Genomic DNA, 23,026 nt, shown 5'->3' with positions numbered 1-23,026 from the left:
CATAGCCGTGTGTTTAGTCCTATACCCGAGCAGGCATCTCTGTTCGGGTATATTTTTAGAAAAGATTATTGAGAGGCGTAATCATTCATGGCAAAACGTGATTATTATGAAGTGTTAGGTGTGAGCAAAGGTGCTAGCGAAGATGAGATTAAAAAGGCTTATCGTAAGTTAGCAATGAAATATCACCCTGACCGTAACCCAGACAATAAAGAAGCTGAAGAAAAATTTAAAGAAGCTAACGAGGCCTATGAAACCCTGTCTGATCCATCCAAACGTCAGGCATATGATCAGTTTGGTCATGCTGGTGTTGACCCTAATCAAGGTATGGGAGGTATGGGTGGTGGCGCTAATTTTGGCGACATTTTCGGTGATATCTTTGGCGATATGTTTGGTGGTGGTCGTCGTTCTAGTGGTCCACAAGTGTTCCGTGGAGCAGATCTTAAATACAGTTTAGACATCACACTAGAGCAAGCGGCCAAGGGTTACCAAACAGAAATTCGTATCCCTAGTTATGATGAGTGTGATGCTTGTCATGGCACAGGTGCCAAGGCGGGTACTGAGCCTGTTACTTGCCACACTTGCGGTGGTTCAGGACAGGTTTTCATGCAGCAAGGTCCATTCCGCGTTAGACAGACATGTCATACCTGTCATGGTACTGGTAAAGAAATTAAAGAGCCTTGCCCTAAATGTCATGGTGAAGGACATATTCGCCGTAATAAGACTTTAGAGGTAAAAATTCCTGCAGGTATTGATGATGGTATGCGTATTCGTTCAGCAGGTAATGGTGAGCCTGGTATGAACGGAGGTCCTCGTGGTGACTTATATGTAGAAGTTCACATTAAGAAACATCCTATCTTTGAACGAGACGGGGATGATTTGCATTGTGAAGTTCCTGTTCCTTTCGCAACAGCTGCTCTCGGAGGCAAGCTAGAGGTTCCTACATTAGGTGGAGCGGGCGAGATTGATATTCCAGAAGGTACTCAGACAGGTAAAGTATTCCGTTTACGTGGTAAGGGTATTAAGGGTATTCATTCAGCTTATCCTGGCGATTTATACTGCCATGTCTTTATTGAGACACCAGTTAAGTTGACAGCTAAACAGAAAGAACTGCTACAGGAATTCCAAAAATCACTTGATGAAAATTCAGGTAAGCATTCTCCACAGAATAAGAGCTTTACCGATAGACTAAAGGATATATTTAAATAATCCCTTCATTTAAAGGCACTGTATATACAGTGCTTTTTTTATGTACATACTCGTTGTAGTAGTGTTGTCTATAAGTGTGGCCTATCTAGTGTAGGGATAAGCGATTTAATTGAACATTGAAATAGAGACTTGTTTTTAATGACTGATAATATTAATTCTAAAAGTCTTTTTTTTGATTGTTTTGAGACAATTAGTATTAGTAAAAATGCTGATTGTATTAGGTCTTATATAAGACTAAAATAACCCTAACTACAACATAGCATTTTTACTTTTATTGGACGGACTCAGTATGAATACGCAATTTCGTAAGTCACTTCCCGGTACAAATCTCCACTATTATGACGCACGAGCAGCAGTCAATGCCTTACAAGATGGGGCGTGGGAGAAACTGCCTTATACCTCTAAGATTCACGCTGAGAATTTGGTGAATCGTGCTACGGATGTTGATGCAGATACGCTCAACAGTTGGTTATTACAACTGATTAACCGTAAGCAGGAGTTAGATTTTCCTTGGTTTCCTGCTCGTGTTGTCTGTCATGATATTCTAGGTCAAACTGCGTTAGTGGATTTGGCTGGTTTGCGTGATGCGATTGCAGAGAAAGGCGGTGACCCGGCTAAAGTCAATCCAGTAGTCCAAACGCAACTTATTGTAGACCACTCTTTGGCCGTAGAATGTGGTGGTTATGACCCAGATGCTTTCCGCAAGAATCGAGAGATTGAAGATCGTCGCAATGAAGACCGCTTTCATTTTATTAACTGGACCAAGACTGCCTTTGAAAATGTAGATGTCATTCCTGCCGGCAACGGTATTATGCACCAAATTAACTTGGAGAAAATGTCTCCTGTAATTCAAGTGCGTGATGGTGTGGCATTTCCTGATACCTGTGTGGGCACAGATAGCCACACGCCTCATGTGGATGCTCTCGGTGTGATTTCTGTAGGGGTTGGTGGCTTAGAAGCTGAGACGGTGATGTTGGGACGTGCGTCTATGATGCGTCTTCCTGATATTGTTGGTGTAGAGTTGACAGGTAAACGTCAGCCAGGTATTACCGCTACAGATATTGTATTAGCATTGACAGAGTTCTTGCGTAAAGAGCGTGTGGTAGGTGCTTATGTTGAATTCTTTGGTGAGGGGGCTGCTAGTCTTAGTATCGGTGACCGTGCGACGATTTCTAACATGACACCAGAGTATGGTGCGACAGCTGCTTTGTTCTATATTGACCAACAAACCATTGATTATTTAAAACTTACAGGCCGTGACCCAGAGCAAGTCGATTTGGTGGAAAAATACGCTAAGCATACAGGTTTATGGGCTGATGGTATGCGTAATGCGGTGTACGAGCGTGTATTGAAGTTTGATTTATCGACAGTTGGTCGTAATATGGCTGGCCCTTCTAACCCTCATGCCCGTTTCTCTACCACTGATTTAGCTGCCAAGGGTCTTGCCAAACCTTTTGATATTCCCGCAGATGGCAAAATGCCAGACGGTGCAGTGATTATTGCGGCGATTACTAGCTGTACCAACACTTCTAACCCACGCAATGTAGTAGCTGCTGCATTATTGGCACGTAATGCCAATAGACTAGGGTTGGTGCGTAAACCTTGGGTAAAGACTTCATTTGCTCCAGGTTCTAAAGTCGCTGAAGTTTATTTAAAAGAAGCAGGTTTATTACCTGAGTTGGAAAAATTAGGGTTTGGTATCGTGGCATTTGCTTGTACCACCTGTAACGGTATGAGCGGTGCTTTAGATCCTGTATTACAACAAGAAATTATTGACCGTGATTTATATACTACAGCTGTGTTGTCAGGTAACCGTAACTTTGATGGACGTATTCATCCTTATGCTAAACAAGCCTTCCTTGCATCACCTCCGTTAGTGGTAGCATACGCGATTGCTGGTTCTATTCGTTTTGATATTGAAAATGATGTTCTCGGTGTGCATGAGGGTAAAGAAATTCGTCTAAAGGATATTTGGCCAACTGACGAAGAAATTGATGCGATTGTAGATAAATTTGTTAAACCGGAACAGTTCCGTGCAGTTTACATTCCTATGTTTGCACGAGGCGAAACAGAAAAGGCTAAAAGTCCACTTTATGATTGGCGACCAATGTCAACCTATATTCGTCGTCCTCCATATTGGGAGGGAGCTTTAGCAGGTGAGCGTACTCTCAAAGGTATGCGCCCATTAGCTATCTTGCCAGACAATATTACCACTGACCACTTGTCCCCATCCAATGCGATTTTACCAAGTAGTGCGGCTGGTGAATATTTGGCGAAAATGGGTTTGCCACCAGAAGACTTTAACTCTTATGCAACTCACCGCGGCGATCATCTCACTGCACAACGTGCAACATTGGCTAATCCTAAACTCTTTAATGAGATGGTTCGCAACGAAGATGGCTCTGTGCGTCAAGGATCATTGGCTCGTATTGAACCAGAAGGCAAGGTTACCCGTATGTGGGAAGCTATTGAGACCTATATGGAGCGCAAGCAACCTTTAATTATTGTGGCTGGTGCGGATTATGGCCAGGGCTCTAGCCGTGACTGGGCCGCTAAAGGCGTGCGTCTTGCAGGTGTTGAAGCGATTGTGGCAGAGGGTTTTGAGCGTATTCACCGAACTAACTTAATCGGTATGGGGGTATTACCATTGCAATTTAAACCTGGTGTTAATCGTAAGACTTTGGAACTTGATGGTACCGAGACTTATGATGTGGTAGGTGAGCGTAAACCCCGCACTGATTTGACCTTGGTGATTCATCGTAAAAATGGGGAAACCGTTGAGGTACCAGTGACTTGTCGTTTAGATACTGCTGAAGAAGTGAGTATTTATGAGGCTGGTGGGGTATTACAACGCTTTGCTCAGGATTTCTTGGAAGGCAAGGCTTAATAGTTGATAAAGGCCCATCATTCATGAGGATTGATGGGCTTTTTGTTGTACTCTTGTGCACAGGTACGGGAAACTTGAGCAGTCATGAATTCCAAAGCATGCTGATGTTAGTATGGACTGCTAAGAAACCGGTTGGCAGCATTCAACATAGAGTGTTTTTTGATAGCCCAAAAGATTTAATATATTTTTAATAGAGAGATGAGATATGGCATTTGCTCCACAAATAAAAATTCCCGCTACATATTATCGTGGCGGTACATCCAAAGGTGTTTTTTTTAGTTTGACTGATTTACCGGAAGCTGCTCAAAAACCTGGTAAGGTGCGTGATGCGATTTTATTGCGCGTCTTAGGTAGTCCTGACCCTTATGGAAAACAAATTGATGGTATGGGTAATGCTTCATCTTCGACCAGTAAGGCTGTGATTATTAGTAAGTCAACAAAAGAAGGTCATGATGTTGACTATTTATTTGGTCAAGTTTCTATCGATAAACCCTTTGTTGATTGGAGTGGTAATTGCGGTAACTTGACATCAGCAGTAGGGGCTTTTGCTATTAAGGCAGGTTTGATTGATGTTGCTAAAATTCCAGAAAATGGGCATTGTGTTGTAAAAATCTGGCAAGCAAATATACAGAAAACGATTGTTTCACATATTCCTATTACCAATGGACAAGTACAAGAAACTGGTGATTTTGAGTTGGATGGTGTGACTTTCCCTGCGGCAGAAATTCAACTGGAGTTCATGGATCCTGCCGATGATGGCGAAGAGGGAGGATCTATGTTCCCAACAGGGAATATTGTGGATGATCTTGAGGTACCAGGCGTGGGAGTCTTAAAAGCAACAATGATTAATGCGGGCATTCCAACGATTTTTGTCAATGCAGATGCTATTGGGTATGCTGGTACAGAGTTGCAAGAAGATATTAATAGTAATCCAGAAGCTTTGGCAATGTTTGAAACCATTCGTGCACATGGAGCGGTACGTATGGGATTAATTAAAGACATTAGTGAAGCGGCTACACGTCAACATACGCCTAAGGTTGCGTTTGTTGCTCCTGCGAAAACCTATACAGCATCTAGTGGTAAAGAGGTGAGGGCGGAGGATATTGATTTGCTTGTGCGTGCTTTGTCTATGGGTAAGTTACACCATGCTATGATGGGCACAGCGGCGGTTGCTATTGGTACAGCAGCTGCCATTCCTGGTACTTTAGTTAATCTTGCTGCAGGTGGTGGTGAGAGAGAGGCTGTACGTTTTGGTCACCCTTCAGGGACGTTGCGTGTAGGTGCTCAAGCAGGGCAAGAAAATGGTCAATGGGTGGTTAAAAAGGCTATCATGAGTCGTAGTGCTCGCATTATTATGGATGGGTGGGTATATATACCGGGAGATATACTTAAGGCTTAATCATTTTGTGCTGCGTATCCTTTTGACAATAAAGGGATACGCGGTTGGATATAGCTATAAAATTGGACGGTGGTAACTTAACTTTTTGGGAGAGAAGTAAGGATGACCATGCTCAGAATATCGTCTGGCTATGATGCCTGTTTGTGGAGAGATGGTTGGGCGGTAAGCCCTGATGAATTACCCATACCTTCTGCACTTAGAGAGAAGATTAAAAAATTTACTAAAGAAAGTACACTTCATACCTTGAGAGGGGCAGATGTCACTTTTGATAGTTGGTTAGAACAACATCGTTTGGAAGAAATCGAAATAGCATTGGCTTTGAAAAAGGCGATTCCATATGCTACGGTAAGTTTGTGGAAATGGAATGGTTGGCTTGAGATAGAAGATTGTCAATTTCGAATTGATATGGTGGACGGCATTGTTGTTGGGGAGTATTTTTGGATTGGTCCTACGCCAGATACCAAAGATGGGTATCATATTTTACGCAAGAAAAGAATTGGTATCACACTCCATGAAAAATTGTTTTTTATCGTTTTGTTTTTCTTGAAGGGCTATGTAACTCCTTATCAACAACAGCGTTTTCAGTTCAGAGAAGAAGGGGCAGTCTGGTATGGTGAGGATTATGTGAGTTATGGTGATATAGCCAAGATGTTATGTGACATAGAGAACATAATTAAATTACTCAAGTATCAGCTTAATAGTCCTAAGCTAGAGCCTTTCTTACATTGTGCTAAACGTGCTTTTGATTTTCTTCTCCCAGACTTTGTTCAAGCCTCCTATTATTACGATATATGGCTGACAATGTCTGATACTGAGAAGTATCATTTTGCCAAAAGGCGTAGCTATGTTTTTATAGATTTTTATGAGCGCTTAATACCAAAAATTCAGGCGCTGATGGTACAGAACCCGCAGGATAAATATATCTGTTTTGCAGGATATATGAAGTAACCAGTTTTTGAGATGGTAGGGCTTAAAGGTTTTCTGCGTCAAACAAAGTAGGAGGAATATTTTCGGACTGGGTGTAGCAAATTATCCATTTATAAATAGAGCAGAGTAAAGATTCCTTTAATGCCAAATCTTCCTACCTAAATAAGCCCCTTGATTTGCATCAGAAGATTCATCGGCACGATATTCCTCATCTTCATTGTTGTCATCATCAAACTCGCCATAATCTTCCATAGCATCTTGGCGCTCCATCTCTGCAATCATATCATCATCGTCTAACCCAAAAGGTAATAACATCGTTAAGTCTTCAGACCAATCAACCTCATCACCTTGGTAGTCGATGCGAGTAAAGCGTAGAGGGGCTTCTCCAATCTGAATTCCCCATAAAAACTCGCATTCATAGACAGCTTGGTTAAAGTCTTCCAACAGACTAGAGGCTCCAACGAGTCGAGCAGCAGGTCCTCCCATTGTCATGATAACAGCGTCTTCGTCTATATCTTTGCCTACTTCTAATGGTGTGCCAAAAGCTACCCATTCATAGCCTTCTTCGGTCGTATCAACCTCTGCTAATACAGGTTTGCCTACATATGCACTTAATGCATCAGCAGTTTTGGCAAGTAATTCTAATTCGTCTTGAGAAAATTTTTGGCTCATAGATATAGGAACAATAGAGAAAGAATGAAAGTTAATTTTAGCGAATATTTTTTTATAACGCACGAGCAATGAAAGTGTAGAGTTGTTTTTGTTAAAACTCCTTGACTTGATAATAGTGTCTGCTCGGGTAAATGGACATAGACTATAGGCGGTATTTGACCTTATGATGTCATTAATTTTTGCTAAAATATCAGTCATTAAAATTATTATTCTCGTATTCCTCTATTCAATAGGACATCATGGCTCAATACGTTTTTACAATGAATCGTGTCGGCAAAATTGTGCCGCCAAAACGTCAAATTTTACGTGACATTTCTTTATCATTTTTTCCTGGTGCCAAGATTGGTGTGCTTGGTCTTAATGGATCTGGTAAATCCACTTTGCTTAAAATTATGGCTGGTTTGGATAAGGAAATTGAAGGAGAGGCAATTCCAATGCCTAATTTGCATATTGGATACCTTCCTCAAGAGCCTCAACTTAATCCAGATCACACGGTACGTCAGGCAGTAGAGCAAGGTCTTGGAGCTGTTTTTGCGGCACGCCAACGTTTAGAAGAGGTTTATGCAGAATATGCGGAGCCTGATGCGGATTTTGATAAATTAGCAGCAGAACAGGCGGAGCTTGAAGCTATTATCGCAGCGGCTGCTTCTAGTGGCTCGGATGATATTGAACATCAAATGGAGATTGCAGCAGATGCTTTACGTTTACCGCCTTGGGATGCTGTTATCGGTAATTTATCTGGTGGAGAGAAGCGCCGTGTAGCTTTATGTGCTTTATTGCTTTCTAAGCCTGATATGCTCCTGCTAGATGAGCCGACCAACCACCTTGATGCAGAGAGTGTGGATTGGTTGGAGCAGTTCTTACAAAAGTTCCCTGGTACTGTTGTCGCTGTGACCCATGATCGTTATTTCTTGGATAATGCGGCAGAATGGATTCTAGAGCTAGACCGTGGTCATGGTATCCCTTGGAAGGGAAATTACAGTTCTTGGCTAGAACAGAAAGAAAATCGTCTAAAACTGGAAGAAAACCAAGAGTCAGCACGTCAACGTACGATTAAAAAAGAGTTAGAGTGGGTGCGCCAAAATCCCAAGGGCCGTCAAGCTAAATCTAAAGCACGCTTGGCACGCTTTGAAGAACTTTCTTCTTATGAATACCAAAAACGCAATGAAACACAGGAGATTTTTATTCCTGTTGCAGAACGTTTAGGTAATGAGGTGATTGAATTTAAAAATGTCACTAAATCCTTTGGGAATCGTGTATTGATTGACAATTTAAGTTTTAAGGTGCCTCCAGGTGCTATTGTCGGTATCATAGGTCCCAATGGTGCTGGTAAATCGACACTTTTCCGCATGATTACAGGTAAAGAACAGCCTGATTCAGGAGAGGTGATTATTGGTAAAACAGCAAACATTGCTTTTGTTGACCAATCACGTGACGGTATGGACAATGATAAAACTGTTTTTGACTATATTTCAGATGGTGCTGATTTACTGACTGTGGGTAAGTTTGAAATGCCTGCACGTGCTTATTTAGGACGTTTTAACTTTAAAGGATCAGACCAAAATAAACAAGTTGGTATGTTGTCTGGTGGGGAGCGTGGTCGTCTACATATGGCAAAGACCTTAATCAAAGGGGGTAATGTATTACTTCTGGATGAGCCATCCAATGATCTTGATGTAGAGACATTGCGTGCATTAGAAGATGCATTGCTAGAGTTTGCGGGTAGTATCATGGTTATTAGTCATGACCGTTGGTTCCTAGATCGTATTGCCACACATATCTTGGCATTTGAAGGAGATTCTCAGGTTGTTTTCTTTGATGGTAACTACCAAGAATATGAAGCTGATAAAAAACGTCGTTTAGGCGAGGAGGGGGCTCAACCTAAGCGCATTCGTTATAAGGCATTGAAATAGGTCGTGTTAGGATTTGGTATGAATAGAGAGCTTGCCTACTGTTCAGAAGAGCAAAGTCTGAGATGGTTTTAGGAAAATATTCATACCAAATGTAAGTCTCTCTATAACCCGATGGATACTAGTTCTACAGAATATTTATAGAGAATTTATTTTATTAATGAAATTATCTGACACAAAAAAACTGCAATTATACTAGCTGTTTTTATGCTTCTTTGGTATGCTGAATATACAGACTTCTTATGTGTAGTCGCTTTAAAGGAGTTAACGATGAAAACATTAACTAAACTCATGATGGTATCGGCAATTGCGGTTAGCCTTTCAGCTTGTGGTAACCTGAATACACGAGACAAGAGTACAATTGCTGGTGCAGGTATTGGTGCTGTCGCTGGAGCCGTGTTATCTGGTGGTAGTGGTTGGGGGACTGCTGGTGGTGCTGCTGTAGGTGGTGTTATCGGCAATCAAGTTGGCAAATAATTCTTTCATCTGTTACTTATTTCTCCGTAGATACGAGGACCCACCGCCAATTTGGCGAGTGGGTCTTTTTCATGTGAGCATGATATAATAAGCTGAATCAGAAAAGGGGGATTTATGCGTTATATTGTTTGGGCTTTACGCTTGATTATTTTTATTTTGGTGGTGTTGTTTGCTATTAAAAATATGGAAGCGGTAACTGTACGCTTCTATGGGGATACGAGTTTGGCAGATATCCCTCTTATTGTAGTCATTCTTGTAAGCTTTGCTCTGGGAGCGGTTTATATGTATTTGTTAAGTTTGCCTACACGCTTTGCAAAAGGGCGTCAGATTAGTCGCCTCAAAGGTGAGGTGCGTCACTTACAAAGTGATTTACAATACGCCCAAAAAGTTCAGGCAGAGGTACGTCCTGAGAGCAATGCTGTAGCAGCTCCATTAGATGGTTTTGTGGCTACCAAATAGGAGTATATGTTGGATTTAGAAGAAAGCTGGTGGTTGATTTTATTCCCTATTGTATTTGGTTTAGGGTGGTTGGCCTCACGATACGATTTGCGACAAATGATGTCGGAGTCGCGTTCCTTGCCTAATTCCTATTTTAAAGGATTAAATTTTTTATTAAATGAGGATCACGATAAGGCGATTGATGCTTTTGTAGAAGTCGCTAAACTAGACACAGAGACAACAGAGTTACATTTTGCTTTAGGCAGTTTATTTCGTCGTCGTGGTGAAATAGAGAGAGCAATTCGTGTGCACCAGAGCTTGTTAAATCGGGCAGATTTACCTCCCAAAGACCAGGAGCAAGCACGTTTTGAATTAGCTCAGGACTATTTGAAAGCAGGCATGTTTGATCGTGCAGAAGAGGCTTTCCATCAGACATTGCAGGGTACTTATGCTTTAGCGTCTACACGGGCGCTGATTCGTATTTATGAGGCAACACATGACTGGACTAGGGCTATTGAGACAGTTAAACATTTACAGGGTTTGTTATCTGAACCAGTACCACAGGTTGTACATTACTATTGTGAGCGTGTTGATGCATTTTTGTCGACTAAACCTCCTCAATTAGCCAAGGCTCAGCAAGAGCTTGAGCATGCAGAATATGCATTGACACAGCTTCCTGATGTGCCTAAACAGACTGCGGTACATGCACGTATTGCTATGTTACGAGCCAAAATGGCCACCTTAGAGGGAGATGCATTAAGTACTCGGCATCATCTGGAAAGTATCTTTCAGCAAGCTCCTGAATATGTTGGTTTGATTGCCCAGCCTTTATTGGAGAACTATATTCAAAGCCATGAAGGTGAGCAAGGTATCCAGTTACTACGTCAACATTACCGTCAATACCCTTCCTTAGATTTGTTTAACGTGATTTTTAAGTATTTGCGTACACAGGTAGGGGCTGCTTCTGCTTGGGATTTTGCACGTGAGTCTTTGGTTGTGTCACCATCATTGCTTGGTTTAGATAAATTACTTGAGGTTGAGCTTAAAGCAGAGGCTGGTGAGCATAATAAGACGCCAGAAAAACCACAAGTGTTACCAGAAATTGATTTGGATTTATTGCATAAAATGATTCATAAGCATACTCAGCGTTTGGATCGTTATGCTTGCCAGCATTGTGGTTTCCAGGCACGAGCATTTTACTGGCAGTGTCCAGGATGTAACTACTGGGATACCTATGCTCCCAAACGCTTAGAAGAACAGTAATTTTGTGAGTAGAAACTCAATTGAGGAATTGTATGCAGCATTTTCCATTAGAGGTTATCCAAACTAAAAAAATTCTTGTCATCGGTGATTTGATGCTAGATCGCTATTGGTTTGGAGAGGTTGACCGGATTTCACCAGAGGCTCCTGTTCCTGTGGTTCATGTGGCTCGTCGAGAGGATAGATTAGGAGGGGCTGCCAATGTAGCACGTAATATTACGGCTTTGGGGGCTCAGGCTTCTTTGTTGGGGATTGTTGGTGATGATGAAGCAGGTAGGAGAATTCATTCTCTTTGTACCGAAGCAGGTATTCAGCCTCATTTGGTAGTAGATTTCAATATTGATACCACTTTGAAAATGCGTGTATTGGGCCGTCAACAGCAACTTTTACGCATTGACTTTGAGTATCCCCCAAGTACTGATGCACTTGTCCAACTAGACCATCAAATAAAAAACCTAGTGGAGCAACATGATGTATTGGTCTTATCGGACTATAACAAGGGCGTATTAACACATATTCAAGCAATGATTGCTTATGCTAAGGAAAAAGGAATTCCTGTGTTGGTGGATCCTAAAGGTACTGATTATCAACGTTATAAAGGTGCTAGTCTGGTTACGCCTAACCGCTCTGAAATGATGCAAGCAGTTGGTGCTTGGTCTGATGAAGAGGGGTTAACAACTAAAGCGAACCAACTACGACAACAGCTAGATTTAGAGGCTTTATTAGTCACTCGTTCAGAGCAAGGGATGACTTTGTTTATTGAAAATGGTCGTTTTCATGTCGATGCACAAGCACATGAAGTATATGATGTATCAGGTGCAGGAGATACGGTGTTAGCTACTTTAGCAGTGACTCGTGCTACTGGTATGCCTTGGCAAGAAGCAATTCTTTGGGCGAACAAAGCTGGTGGTATTGTTGTGGGTAAACTAGGTACATCTATAGTGACTGCCGAAGAATTAAGTGCTTAATGTGTAATGAAAGCATGTAGGTAATGAATGGGTGGATTAAGTTTTTAGATGGTTTTAACTTGATAATCTTCATCAAACCAAAAGTGCTACTTTATTAGGGAATTTAAACATTATTCTGGTAGTTGATGAGAAAACAGAATAAATTCAGATTGGAATAAGAGGTGAAAACATGATTGTGGTGACTGGCGCAGCGGGTTTTATTGGCAGCAATATTGTTAAAGGATTGAACAACAGAGGTATCACCGATATTATTTGTGTCGATGATTTAAGTGATGGTCCTAAATTTGTGAATTTGGTGGACTGTCAGATTGCCGATTACCTTGATAAAGATGACTTTCGTGCACGTGTACGTGAAGGGCGTTTGCCAGCGCTACAAGCGATTATCCATCAAGGAGCTTGCTCTGATACGACTGAACAAGATGGTCGTTATATGATGGATAACAACTATCGCGTCACTTTGGAGTTGTTTGAATATTGTCAAACACATCGAACTCCATTTTTGTATGCATCAAGTGCAGCGGTTTACGGAGCATCAGAACAATATTCTGAAGACCTTAAAAATGAGCGTCCACTCAATGTATATGGCTATTCCAAGTTTCTATTCGACCAAGTTGTACGTCGTCGCTTTAATGAATTGACTGCTCAGGTGGTGGGTTTACGCTACTTCAATGTATATGGTCCTCGTGAGCAACACAAAGGTCGTATGGCTTCAGTAGCTTTTCACAATATGGGCCAGTTCCAGCGTGATGGCTTCCTTAAATTATTTGGAGGGTATGATGGCTGGGGGAATGGTGAGCAAAGTCGGGACTTTATTTCAGTAGAAGATGTTGTTAAAGTCAATTTATTCTTTCTTGATCATCCAGAAAAATCGGGTATTTTTAACTGTGGTACTGGTCGTGCTCAACCTTTTAATGATGTGGCACGTGCAGTTATTTCTCATTTGGGTGGTAAAGAGCAGAGCCTAGAGAAAATTGTTGCGGATGGTAAGTTGCGTTATATTGATTTTCCAGAGGATTTAAAAGGTCGCTATCAAAGCTTTACACAGGCAGATTTAACACAACTGCGTGCTGCAGGATATACCGAGGAATTCTTGGATGTGTACACTGGCATTGGGCGTTATATTGAGGAATTAAAACGTCAAAATAGATTACCTACCTAGGTTTTTCTTAAAAATAGTCAGATAAGCTATGGTTCATGTATCAAACCTATAATGCTAACATAACGAGGTCTATGAGCTATCCATTATGTTGTTCTAACTACTTGTAAAAGCACTGATTTATCAGTGCTTTTACTTTGGGTAATGACTAAAATAGCGTCTCTTATCTATTGTTCTTGAAAAATACCTATGGCAAAAATATCTTTTTGTCAACCTATTTGTACGTAGCTTTACGTATGGATAAAATCCCTCCTCTCTTCTAGTCAAAAAGTATCTTGATTATTAGCATAATGTCAAAGGCAATTTGGAATTGCTATTTGGTGTAATGATTTTAACTAGGAGACATACAAATGACTTATTTACGTATCATGCAATGGATGGTGGCTAGTTTAGCTATGAGTATGGCAGTGGCACAAGCTGCTATAGAACCAGAAGAATCTCAAGCTGTGATGAAACCAACAGCTGCTGTGTTAACACCTAGCAAGCAAGTGAATACATTATCAAAAGAAACTTTGATGAAAGTCTTTCCCCCCACTAATGAAAAGTATTATCAGGAGGGGGCACAACAAACGACAGTCAAGAAGCAATACTATCGTGTGGGATTGACTCATACCGTATCACAAATACAAACTGTTGATGTTAATACGGCTTCTTTACAACAGCTTATTTCTATTAAAGGAATCGGCAAAAAAACTGCTGAACGTATTATTGCAGAGCGTCAGCGTGCTGGGATATTTATTTCTTTTGATGATTTAAGTGCTCGTGTCAAAGGAATGAATAAGAAGAAGCTGCTGAAACTACACATGTTAGGTCTACGAGTGGGCAATAGTCCATTTAGTAATGAGACATTAGATTTGCAAAATAGTCAGTTTCCTGCTCCTATCCATGAGAATTTTATAAAACGTGTAGAACCCGTGAGAGAAGATATTATTCGACGAACAGGTCCGCGCATAGCAGAGGGGCAGATTTTACAGATTAAAAATAAATAGCAGGGTCTGTTTGTCAATTATTGTTGCATTTGCCAGTAGGGGAATTTAGAAGAGGAGAAAAGGGATTTGCTACAATAACGGCACTTACTAATAGGGATGATGATAACACCTATTGAGTGTGGATTAATGTGCTTGATAATGTCAACCTGTAGAGAGTCTTGATGATGGTGGTTGACAAAGAACAGAGCGGCATTTTATGGTGATTTATTAAGATGATGAATACCTATCCTACGATAGAAAATACCATTGGTCACACCCCTTTGGTGCGGTTGCAAAGAATAGCTGCCGAAGTTTGTACCCAGAACAATAATATTATTCTGGCTAAATTAGAGGGGAATAATCCTGCTGGATCAGTCAAAGACCGTGCTGCTATATCGATGATTCGACAAGCAGAAGCTGACGGTAAGATTCACCCCGGAGACACCTTAATTGAGGCAACTAGCGGTAATACAGGCATTGCCCTAGCTATGGCTGCTGCGATTCGTGGGTATAAGATGATTCTCATTATGCCAGACAATCTATCGCGAGAGCGTTGGCAAGCGATGCAGGTGTATGGGGCAGAAGTGATTCTTACTCCTGCTTCTGCTGGTGGTATGGAGTACGCACGTGACTTAGCTTTGCAGATGCAAGCCGAGGGCAAGGGCTTGGTACTCAATCAGTTTGCCAATAGTGCCAATCCGCTTGCTCATCTCCAGACTACTGGCCCTGAAATTTGGCAACAAACCTGTGGTCAGGTTACGCATTTTGTTTCTGCTATGGGGACAACAGGTACTATTACTGGGGTGGCAACTTATCTGAAATCTCAAAACCCTCAAGTGCAAATTATTGGTGCTCAACCAGCACCAGGAGCCTCTATTCCTGGTATTCGTAAATGGTCAGAGGCCTATCTACCAGCTATTTTCAAGCCTGAGCTTGTGGATGCTTATGAGTTAATTGCTCAGGATGAAGCAGAGGAAATGGCGAAAAAATTAGCTAAAGAAGAGGGCATTTTTGCTGGGATTTCCTCTGGGGGAGCTTTAGTGGCGGCAGTTCGTATGGCTGAGCGTGTTAAAAATGCCACGATTGTTTTTGTCGTATGTGATAGAGGTGATCGTTACTTGTCGCTAAATATATTTTAATATGGGCTGATTTTCATTTATTTGTGGTTAAAAATTTTATTTCTGAGAATTCTTATCAGAAAATGGGCGGGAAACATCAAAAAATTAGGGTTAATCCGTAATAATTTGTTCTGTTTTTGTGTTGAGTGCTTTATAATAATGAAAATCCATTTTTGTAGTATGGATATATTTGGAACATTATGAAACCAGTTTCTATCTTTGCAGTACCACCAGACTTGCCCCAAGAGGAGCGCATCAAACGTCGCCAGATGTTGGCTCGTTTGGGTTTGGCGTGGCTTGTGATGATGCAGGTGATGATGTTTGCATTTCCAGGCTATATTCGCAATGACTATATTCATAGTGATAGCTTAGAAACTTTGGATACAGCCATCATTGTCTTGAATTGGATTAGTCTTGCATTGACTTTCCCTGCGGTGTTTTACTGTGCTAGTCCCGTGTGGGAGGGGTTGTTCCGTAAGTCTAGTTATGGTTCTTGGATTAATATGAACTGGCCTGTGGCACTTGGCATCCTTGTAGCTTTTGTTCCCAGTGTTATAGTAACTTGGACTCACAATGGTGAGGTTTATTTTGAGTCCATTGCGATGTTTATCGCTTTTCTTCTCACCGCACGTTATCTTGAATTCGCTGCCAATCAATCAGCTCGTTTCAATCGAGGTCGTTCTAATCCCTTAGTAGAACAAATTCGTTTGGAGCTTAGTAAGAAAGCAGACAAGATGGCTTTTTTCTTTATCTCTATTCAGATTATTCTTGCAGTGGTGACAGCGTTGGTGTGGTATTTCTTTATTGATGCCCATCATTCTGTGCCAGTGCTTGTTTCTTTATTTGTTATGAGCTGTCCTTGTGCTATGGCAATGGCTGTGCCTACTGCGACATCTGCAGCACAAGCGGTTTTCCTTAATAGCTCATCTATTTCACCTGAACAAGAACAATTTATTACACAAAAAACTGTTCAGTGTGCTCATCAGAATTTATATGGGTCTTTGGTGTGGCATCTTTTGATGACTCCACTAGCCATGATAGGTATTGTTGCTCCTTGGTTAGCGGCTATCACTATGTTGATATCCTCTCTCTTTGTGGCATGGAATGCCTATCATCTTTATAAAAAATTACTCAAAAACACAGAGGAAGGGCTATTTCAAGCCTCTATGGTGAGCTGATGGATGGTTTTTTTCTGCTCATAGCCTTGGCTGTGGTTTTTGTGATTTTTATTGGCGTTGCTCTTTATTGGGCGATTGTTTCTGGACAGTTTGATGATATCCAGAAGAACGCTCGCTCCATATTAGAGGATGACGACTCAGTAAATTCTGAAAAACATGATTAAGTTTATAACCGTTGCTTGTTTATTTTGAGCATGTTTTTCAGGTAAGTTTTTTGCTTGCTGATGTGGGTCTTATTGGGACGAGGCTTTACTGAAAGTCTGCAAAAAAAGGGAAATAAGTTGTTTTTTTAATAAGAGGAAGGTCCTATGCGTACTTTTAACGCTAACGAAACCGAAACCTTTAACTATAAAGTGGTTCGGCAATTCGCGATCATGACTGTGATCTGGGGGATTGTGGGTATGTTAGCTGGGGTGTTCGTTGCTGCTCAGCTAGTGTGGCCTCAATTAAACTTTGTAGACTTTTTAAGCTATGGTCGTCTACGTCCATTACACACTAACGCGGTAATTTTCGCATTTGGTGGTAGTGCCTTGTTTGCGACTTCATACTACGTTGTTCAACGTACCTGTCATACTCGCCTATTTGCGAGCGGTTTGGCCACCTTTACTTTCTGGGGCTGGCAATTAGTTATCGTACTTGCTGCGATTACTTTACCTGCTGGTTTCACAAGTTCAAAAGAATATGCCGAACTTGAATGGCCGATTGATATTCTTATCACCTTGGTATGGGTAGCTTATGCGATTGTGTTCTTTGGCACTATCTTTAAACGTCGTGTTAAACACATCTATGTAGCTAACTGGTTCTATGGTTCTTTCATCATTACCATTGCTATTCTTCATATCTTCAATAACATCGAACTTCCTGTTGCTGGTGAGTGGTTCAAATCTTACTCTGCTTATGCTGGTGTACAAGATGCGATGGTTCAATGGTGGTATGGCCACAATGCAGTAGGTTTCTTCTTGACTACCAGCTTCCTAGGTATGATGTACTACTATGTACCTAAACAAGCTGGTCGCCCTGTGTTCTCATATCGTTTATCTATCGTTCACTTCTGGGCGCTAGCGTTTACTTATATGTGGGCAGGTCCTCACCATTTGTTATACACAGCTTTACCTGACTGGACTCAAAGTTTAGGTATGGCGTTCTCATTAATCCTATTGGCTCCATCTTGGGGTGGTATGGTTAATGGTATCATGACATTGTCTGGTGCATGGCATAGACTTCGTGACGACCCAATTCTTAAATTCTTAGTAGTAGCATTATCTTTCTATGGTATGTCTACTTTCGAGGGTTCTATGATGTCTATTCGTACAGTGAACGCATTGTCTCACTACACTGAATGGACTGTTGCTCACGTACACTCTGGTGCGTTGGGTTGGGTATCTATGATTACTATTGGTAGCTTGTACTACACCATTCCACGTCTATGGGGTCGTACTGAAATGGCTAGCAAAGGCTTAGTAGAATTACACTTCTGGATTGCTACTATTGGTGTGGTGTTATACATTGCATCTATGTGGGTAGCTGGTGTAATGGAAGGTTTGATGTGGCGTTCAGTTGAAGTTGACGGTACATTGACTTACTCTTTCGTTCAAGCACTTGAATCTAAAAAGCCATTGTTAATGATTCGTTTCTTTGGTGGTTCACTAGTATTAACTGGTATCGTGTTAATGTTCATTAACGTTATCATGACTATCAAAGGTCAAAAAGTAGTTAACCCTGTAGTTCCTGCTCCAGCTGAGCATGAACCACAAAAAGTGGCAGCTGTTTAAGGAGAACGAGAATGGCTAGTAATAATAAATTTTTCTCACATGCAACAATTGAGAAAAACGTTGGTATTTTGATTATCCTCTCTATCCTAGTGGTGTCATTTGCCGGTTTAGTACAAATTGTTCCATTATTCTTCCAACACTCTACTATGCAAGCCGCTCCAGGTGTTAAGCCTTTGAATGCCTTGCAGTTAGTAGGTCGTGACGTGTTTATTAAAGAGGGCTGCTATGGCTGCCACAGCCAACAAGTTCGTGTGTTGGCTTCTGATGTTCAACGTTACGGTCCTTACTCTGTAGCAGGGGAGAGTGTTTACGAATATCCATTCTTATGGGGTTCTCGCCGTATGGGTCCAGATCTTGCTCGTGTAGGCGGTCGTTACTCTGACGATTGGCACCGCATTCACTTGCGTGACCCTCGTGCTGTTGTAAAACAATCTAATATGCCTGGCTATTACTGGTTACAACACAAGGATATCTCTAACGAGAATATCCAAAACCGTATGCGTGCACTTAATAAACTTAACGAATTCCATCACAGTAAAGACGAAGGTTACAAACCTATGTACACTGAAGAGGAAATCGCTAAGGCACCTGAAATGTTAAAAGGCAAGACAGAAGAAGATGCTGTTGTGGCTTATTTACAAAATCTAGGTGTCGGCTATGTGAACGCATTGCGTGAAGCCGAGCAACAAAGCAAGTAGGAGTACCAAAATGGCTTTCTTGAATGGTCTTTCGACCATTATCTCGATGGCGGTATTCTTAGGTATCGTCTGGTGGGCTTGGTCAAAGGGTAGAGCCAAGGCCAATGAAGAGGCGGCTCAGTTGCCGTTCTCCCTACCCGACGAGGAAGATTTAGATGTTAAAAACAGAGAGGTTAAATCATGAGTGATTTCTTAAGTAGCGGTTGGAGTTACTGGATCACCATTATTGCATTAGGTGGTGTCGCCTTTTGTATATGGCTATTATTCTCACAACGTTCATTCTTGGGTAAGTCTCCAGACATGACTGACACAGGTCACGAATGGGATGGTATTACAGAGTATAACTACCCTGTACCTGCATGGTGGACAGTAATGTACCTTGGTTTATGTGCTGTAGGTCTTGGTATCATGTTCTTGTACCCAGCCTTAGGTTCTAACCCAGGTAAAGTAGGCTACACTTCTGCTAAACAAGCTGAAGCTGAGAAACAAGCTTACCTAGAAAGTTTGAAACCTGTTTATGCTAAGTTTGATGGTATGTCTATCGAACAACTCGCAGAGAACCAAGATGCACGTAGCATCGGTGAACGTTTGTTCTTAAATAACTGTGCACAATGTCACGGTTCTGATGCTAAAGGTTCACCTAACTTCCCTAACTTGAGTGACAGTGATTGGTTGTATGGTGGTTCCCCAGACAAGATCCTTGAAACTATCACTAATGGTCGTCACGGTATCATGGCTCCTTTAGGTGCTGTGCTTAAACCTGATGAAGCAAAACAAGTTGCTAACTATGTACGTTCACTTTCTGGTTTGAGTAGTGATGCTACATTGGTGCCATTAGGTGAAGTAAAATTCAAACAAATTTGTGCAGCCTGCCATGGAGCAGATGCTAAGGGTAACCAACTTCTTGGTGCTCCTAACTTGACTGACAATATTTGGTTGAACAGCTCTTCAGTAGATGTTATCCAAAAAACAATTTTGGAAGGTCGTCAAGGTACTATGCCAGCCCACAAAAACATCTTAACACCTGAACAAATTAAGATGTTGGCAGCATATGTATGGGGCTTGTCTAACGTTAAAAAATAAGCAATAGCTTATTTTTGAGGTGACACAAATAAGCGATTGCTTGTTTTGGCTGAGCCAGAATAGGTAATCGCTTTTTTACTTTGTAATTTAATTGTAAATGAATATCCTTTATATGATATTAGTAGGGGTATTCTTGAGTGCTATAAAAAACAGGTATATGCTGTCTTGGGATAGTATGATTATAGGTTTTAGTTGCATGTTGGGATAGTTAGTTATCTTAAGGATTCCAAAAAGGAACTACATCTTAGCGGACTGAGTAAGCATATATCTGTTTTCTAGGTAGTAAAGGGAAATTTAACATGAGTAATGAAAACTCAAAGCCAGAACAGGACGATAACATTCCGGATTGGCAACCAGTCACATTAAAAATCTCAGAAGAAGAAAGTGCTCGTCTTGTCAAAGAGGCAACTTCTAAGATTTATGCCCGTTCGGTCAAGGGGCATTTTGCTAGCTGGCGTATTGTCATGCTGCTTTTTACACAGATTATTTATTACGGCCTACCTTGGCTGCAATGGAATGATCGTCAGGCATTTTTATTGGATTTAAGTGCACGTAAGTTTTATATCTTTGGCTTAGTGTTGTGGCCTCAAGACGTGTTCTACATGGCGATTATCTTAATTGTATCTGCCTATGGGTTATTCCTGTTTACCGCATTGGCAGGGCGTTTGTTCTGTGGCTATGCCTGTCCTCAGACTGTTTATACTGAGATCTTTATGTGGATTGAGCGCTGGGTAGAGGGCGACCGTGCCCAACGTATGCGTTTAGATGAATCTCCCTGGGGCTTTCATAAATTCCGCATTAAAGCGACTAAACAGTTGCTTTGGATTTTGACAGCGGCGTGGACTGGTTTTACTTTTATCGGTTATTTTGCTCCAATCCGTGACTTGCCTATGCAAGTTTGGCATTTGGATTTGAGTACTGCCCAGTGGTTCTGGTTTATCTTCTATGGGTTTATGACCTGGATGATGGCGGGTGTGTTACGTGAGTCTGTCTGTAAATTCATGTGCCCATATGCTCGTTTCCAAAGTGTGATGGTGGATCAAGATACCTTTGTAGTAACTTATGATAAGCTACGTGGCGAGCCTCGTGGCAAGCGTTCTAAGAAGGTAGATCCTAAGACCCAAGGGTTAGGGGATTGTATTGACTGTACCATGTGTGTACAAGTATGCCCGACAGGTATTGATATTCGTAACGGTCTACAATACATGTGTATTGGTTGTGGTGCCTGTATTGATGCCTGTAATGATATTATGGATAAAATGAATTACCCTCGTGGTTTGATTCGTTATACTTCCGAATATGGAATGCTACATGGGCTAGATAGCAAACAAACTCGTCGTCGCTTATACCGTCCACGCGTATTTGTGTATGTGGGTTTATTGTGTGTCTTTATCCTTGGCTTGATTATCTCACTTGCAATGCGTACACCACTTAAAGTGGATATCGTACGTGACCGTAGCTCTCTTGGTCGAGAAATTCCAGGTGATTTAATTGAAAACGTTTATCGTATTCAGGTCATCAATATGATGGATAAACCTGAACGTGTCCACATCAAGGCTGAGGGTCGTGATGGTGATATGAAAAATCTCCAAGTAGTGCTAGAAAATTCTGATGATGCTACTGTGGAAGTAAAACCATTTACCAATCAGTGGATTCCTATGATTATCCGTGCTCCATTGAGTGGTTTAAAACGTGGTGAAATCTACAAGATTAAGGTCGAAGCGGAAGCCATGAGTGATGAAAACAAGGGCGTTGAAGCAAGCAACGAAGATAGCTTCTACGTACCTAACTAATAGGATTGAAAAATGGAAAAACGCGATTTAGATAAAAATCCTAATCCTTGGTATAAAGAGCCATGGCCATGGATTCTAATGTCAGGCCCATTGCTTGCTGTGGTGGGTTGTATCGTGACGATGTATCTTGCTTTTAATGATAATCCTGATGCTGAGGTGCACATTCAGGCTTATCAACAGGGTAAGTTTGTCAGTCGTGATGGTAAAGACATTCCCAATGTTTTTGGTAAAGACCATACTGCGACGGCAGAATCTAAATAGTCAGTAGTAATAATATTGATTCAATACAGAATGGCACTTTCACTTAGAAGGTGCCGTTTTGTATTGTAACTCTCCTATATCAAACGAAGATTTAGTCACTATGAAAAAGATTAAGTTGGAATGTATCTCAGAAGCAGTAGGGAAATTTCATGGGAAGGTTAAGGAGAATCATCGTTATTTATCATGGGAGCATTGTTATCGTGTTTTTCATGATGCACGCAAGCAATCAGAGCATACAAAGGCTGAAATTGATACCTTATGCCTTCACCTAGCCTTTTATTTGGCAAGTTGGGGAATGTATCGGGGCTCTTCTTTCTTATTGCAACGTGACTATAAAGTTCATGTGCCTATTGTTAAGGAAATTTTAAATCGAGACTATGATGTTTTGTTGGGTTTGAAGTGTAAAGATTTTTTAGATAAAGCAGAGATAAGGGAACGACTTAAAAAACTGAATCAACACTTAGATAAGCGTTATAGTGAGATTCGTGCGTCAGTTGTCGAAGAGAAGCATCAGGCAAGTATTGATGCACAGGCAAATAAGGAAAAAAGTATTTCTACTGTGTTGATTACCAAGGTATTATTGGGGACACTTGCTTGTACCCCAGCTTATGACCGATTCTTTGTGGATGCGGTAAGAAAGTATAACGTCACGACAGGTAATTATAATAATGATTCTTTAAAAAAATTAGCTGAGTTTTACCAGAATCATAGTGAAATATTTAAAAAGTACGAGACATTAACATTGCAAAACAGTAATCTTTGTTATCCTCAGATGAAGTTGTTAGATATGGCTTTTTGGCAGATTGGGGGTGATGACAGGGTTTGATATTAATCAAATAGCACATCATCTAAATT

The 23,026-nt window shown here is 41.1% G+C and carries 22 protein-coding genes; 21 read left to right on the top strand and 1 reads right to left on the bottom strand.

Annotated features, from left to right (window positions below; translation table 11 throughout):
* Positions 1-87: 87 nt before the first annotated feature.
* The 4 genes from dnaJ (at position 88) to HKX40_RS05320 (ending at position 6,440) form a co-directional block, all read left to right on the top strand.
* Positions 88-1,206, top strand: a complete 1,119-nt coding sequence (dnaJ, locus tag HKX40_RS05335) for a molecular chaperone DnaJ (protein ID WP_171588512.1) — start codon at positions 88-90, stop codon at positions 1,204-1,206.
* Positions 1,207-1,495: 289 nt separating this feature from the next.
* Entirely contained in the window at positions 1,496-4,093 is a 2,598-nt protein-coding gene (acnD, locus tag HKX40_RS05330; protein WP_171588511.1) for a Fe/S-dependent 2-methylisocitrate dehydratase AcnD, read from the top strand.
* A gap of 205 nt (positions 4,094-4,298) precedes the next feature.
* A complete protein-coding gene (prpF, locus tag HKX40_RS05325) occupies positions 4,299-5,492 on the top strand; it encodes a 2-methylaconitate cis-trans isomerase PrpF (protein WP_171588510.1) in 1,194 nt (397 codons plus the stop codon).
* A 108-nt stretch (positions 5,493-5,600) separates the two neighbouring features.
* Positions 5,601-6,440 (top strand): hypothetical protein, encoded by an 840-nt coding sequence (locus HKX40_RS05320; protein WP_171588509.1) that lies wholly within the window; start codon positions 5,601-5,603, stop codon positions 6,438-6,440.
* Positions 6,441-6,557: 117 nt separating this feature from the next.
* On the opposite strand, the gene HKX40_RS05315 is transcribed toward HKX40_RS05320, so the two are convergent.
* Positions 6,558-7,091, bottom strand: a complete 534-nt coding sequence (locus tag HKX40_RS05315) for a hypothetical protein (protein ID WP_171588508.1) — start codon at positions 7,089-7,091, stop codon at positions 6,558-6,560.
* A 239-nt stretch (positions 7,092-7,330) separates the two neighbouring features.
* On the opposite strand from HKX40_RS05315, the gene ettA reads away from it, so the two are divergent.
* The 17 genes from ettA (at position 7,331) to HKX40_RS05230 (ending at position 22,997) form a co-directional block, all read left to right on the top strand.
* Positions 7,331-9,004, top strand: a complete 1,674-nt coding sequence (gene ettA, locus HKX40_RS05310; protein ID WP_171588507.1) for an energy-dependent translational throttle protein EttA — start codon at positions 7,331-7,333, stop codon at positions 9,002-9,004.
* A 267-nt stretch (positions 9,005-9,271) separates the two neighbouring features.
* Positions 9,272-9,478, top strand: a complete 207-nt coding sequence (locus tag HKX40_RS05305) for a glycine zipper 2TM domain-containing protein (protein ID WP_171588506.1) — start codon at positions 9,272-9,274, stop codon at positions 9,476-9,478.
* Positions 9,479-9,592: 114 nt separating this feature from the next.
* Entirely contained in the window at positions 9,593-9,937 is a 345-nt protein-coding gene (locus HKX40_RS05300) for a LapA family protein (protein WP_171588505.1), read from the top strand.
* Between the two features lie 6 nt (positions 9,938-9,943).
* Positions 9,944-11,179, top strand: coding sequence for a lipopolysaccharide assembly protein LapB (gene lapB, locus HKX40_RS05295; protein WP_425500449.1), 1,236 nt, complete (start codon positions 9,944-9,946; stop codon positions 11,177-11,179).
* A gap of 32 nt (positions 11,180-11,211) precedes the next feature.
* Positions 11,212-12,144 carry a D-glycero-beta-D-manno-heptose-7-phosphate kinase gene (gene rfaE1, locus HKX40_RS05290; RefSeq protein ID WP_171588504.1) on the top strand — a complete coding sequence of 311 codons (933 nt, stop codon included), beginning with the start codon at positions 11,212-11,214 and terminating at the stop codon, positions 12,142-12,144.
* Between the two features lie 169 nt (positions 12,145-12,313).
* Positions 12,314-13,303, top strand: a complete 990-nt coding sequence (rfaD, locus tag HKX40_RS05285; RefSeq protein ID WP_171588503.1) for an ADP-glyceromanno-heptose 6-epimerase — start codon at positions 12,314-12,316, stop codon at positions 13,301-13,303.
* A gap of 347 nt (positions 13,304-13,650) precedes the next feature.
* On the top strand, positions 13,651-14,289 hold the full coding sequence (locus HKX40_RS05280) for a ComEA family DNA-binding protein (RefSeq protein WP_246233584.1): 639 nt from the start codon (positions 13,651-13,653) through the stop codon (positions 14,287-14,289).
* 212 nt (positions 14,290-14,501) lie between these two features.
* The gene (gene cysM, locus HKX40_RS05275; protein ID WP_425500448.1) at positions 14,502-15,407 is read left to right on the top strand and encodes a cysteine synthase CysM; all 906 of its coding nucleotides are present in this window, start codon (positions 14,502-14,504) and stop codon (positions 15,405-15,407) included.
* A gap of 179 nt (positions 15,408-15,586) precedes the next feature.
* On the top strand, positions 15,587-16,564 hold the full coding sequence (locus HKX40_RS05270; protein WP_171588502.1) for a P-type ATPase actuator domain-containing protein: 978 nt from the start codon (positions 15,587-15,589) through the stop codon (positions 16,562-16,564).
* Positions 16,564-16,728: a cbb3-type cytochrome oxidase assembly protein CcoS gene (ccoS, locus tag HKX40_RS05265; protein WP_171588501.1), complete on the top strand. Its 165-nt coding sequence runs from the start codon at positions 16,564-16,566 to the stop codon at positions 16,726-16,728. Before HKX40_RS05270 ends, ccoS begins: the two co-directional genes overlap by 1 nt.
* A gap of 144 nt (positions 16,729-16,872) precedes the next feature.
* Positions 16,873-18,336 carry a cytochrome-c oxidase, cbb3-type subunit I gene (gene ccoN, locus HKX40_RS05260; protein ID WP_171588500.1) on the top strand — a complete coding sequence of 488 codons (1,464 nt, stop codon included), beginning with the start codon at positions 16,873-16,875 and terminating at the stop codon, positions 18,334-18,336.
* Positions 18,337-18,347: 11 nt separating this feature from the next.
* Positions 18,348-19,034: a cytochrome-c oxidase, cbb3-type subunit II gene (ccoO, locus tag HKX40_RS05255; RefSeq protein ID WP_171588499.1), complete on the top strand. Its 687-nt coding sequence runs from the start codon at positions 18,348-18,350 to the stop codon at positions 19,032-19,034.
* A 10-nt stretch (positions 19,035-19,044) separates the two neighbouring features.
* A complete protein-coding gene (locus tag HKX40_RS05250; protein ID WP_171588498.1) occupies positions 19,045-19,218 on the top strand; it encodes a cbb3-type cytochrome oxidase subunit 3 in 174 nt (57 codons plus the stop codon).
* Positions 19,215-20,117 carry a cytochrome-c oxidase, cbb3-type subunit III gene (gene ccoP, locus HKX40_RS05245; RefSeq protein WP_171588497.1) on the top strand — a complete coding sequence of 301 codons (903 nt, stop codon included), beginning with the start codon at positions 19,215-19,217 and terminating at the stop codon, positions 20,115-20,117. The genes HKX40_RS05250 and ccoP overlap by 4 nt, the downstream gene beginning before the upstream one ends.
* A 299-nt stretch (positions 20,118-20,416) precedes the next feature.
* On the top strand, positions 20,417-21,910 hold the full coding sequence (ccoG, locus tag HKX40_RS05240) for a cytochrome c oxidase accessory protein CcoG (RefSeq protein ID WP_171588496.1): 1,494 nt from the start codon (positions 20,417-20,419) through the stop codon (positions 21,908-21,910).
* Between the two features lie 12 nt (positions 21,911-21,922).
* A complete protein-coding gene (locus HKX40_RS05235) occupies positions 21,923-22,171 on the top strand; it encodes a FixH family protein (protein ID WP_171588495.1) in 249 nt (82 codons plus the stop codon).
* A gap of 100 nt (positions 22,172-22,271) precedes the next feature.
* Entirely contained in the window at positions 22,272-22,997 is a 726-nt protein-coding gene (locus HKX40_RS05230) for a hypothetical protein (RefSeq protein WP_216605176.1), read from the top strand.
* The last annotated feature ends 29 nt before the right edge of the window (positions 22,998-23,026 follow it).

The sequence above is a fragment of the Pelistega europaea genome (assembly GCF_013133775.1).
Lineage (GTDB): Bacteria > Pseudomonadota > Gammaproteobacteria > Burkholderiales > Burkholderiaceae_B > Taylorella > Taylorella europaea.
The sequence above is the reverse complement of the archived record's forward strand: the minus strand, read 5'-3'. Positions and strand labels throughout refer to the sequence as shown.